This is a genomic window from Lentilactobacillus farraginis DSM 18382 = JCM 14108, from assembly GCF_000583655.1.
GTDB lineage: Bacteria > Bacillota > Bacilli > Lactobacillales > Lactobacillaceae > Lentilactobacillus > Lentilactobacillus farraginis.
Map to the genome: position 1 here is coordinate 1 of NZ_BAKI01000118.1, position 883 is coordinate 883.

Here is an 883-nt window from a genome sequence, read left to right on the forward strand (position 1 = left end):
TATATAGGAGGAATTTATTGTGAAAAAAATTAATCTCATTTTAGGCTTATCATTACCATTTATGTTTTTATCGTCAGCGAATGCTTCTTCACACAAATTAACCGTTAAAATTAACCCTATTAATGATCAAGCTAAAACTATTACTGGTAAGACGACTAAGGGAACAAAGGTAACACTTTATGAAGGTCGAAAAACTATTGCTAAGAAAAAAAGCAGCGGTAAATTTTCAATGAAAGTTACCAAACCGCTTAATTTTAAAAACAAATATCACCTTTTGGCCACCAAAAAGGGTTATACATCTAAAAAAATCAATCTTAAAATTATTGTTAAAAAAATCAATTATGATGCTAAGATAAAACAGATTACTAACCAAATAAAGGCTATTAAAAATCAAGTAAAGCCATTAAGACAACAAGTACAAACCATGGAACCTTTTGTTAATGCTTTAGAGAATGATGATCCTACTTCATCAGATTATCAAACCGCTCTTCAGCAAGCCAATGGGAATGCCGAAGCTTACGAGAATCAATATAACAATCTCAAAGCTCAAATAAAAGTCGATTCTAATCCTTTAGGACTACTTTATGATCAGCGTCAAACTTATATTTATAAATCAATGCAGCAATTACTAAAGTATAAGGATTAACCACAAAGTCAAATTGTGTAGGGGCAGCTATTTATCTATATTTTTTACTTTATCATTTTCCAAAGATTTTTAGATATCCACAATAAAGATTTATTCATTTTCTACGTCTGATCTCAAAAACTGATATCCTAAAACTAAACTAAATATTTACCATGTGTTGATAGATTAGAAACCATCAAGATTTATATTTCATTAATCTTGATGGTTTCTAATCTTATTTAAGGTATAGTAAAAGAG

1 protein-coding gene is annotated in these 883 nt (G+C 29.0%); it reads left to right on the forward strand.

Going from position 1 to position 883, the window contains the following annotated elements; all coding sequences use genetic code 11:
* The first annotated feature begins 19 nt into the window (after positions 1-19).
* Positions 20-646: a hypothetical protein gene (locus JCM14108_RS13960; protein WP_035181591.1), complete on the forward strand. Its 627-nt coding sequence runs from the start codon at positions 20-22 to the stop codon at positions 644-646.
* The last annotated feature ends 237 nt before the right edge of the window (positions 647-883 follow it).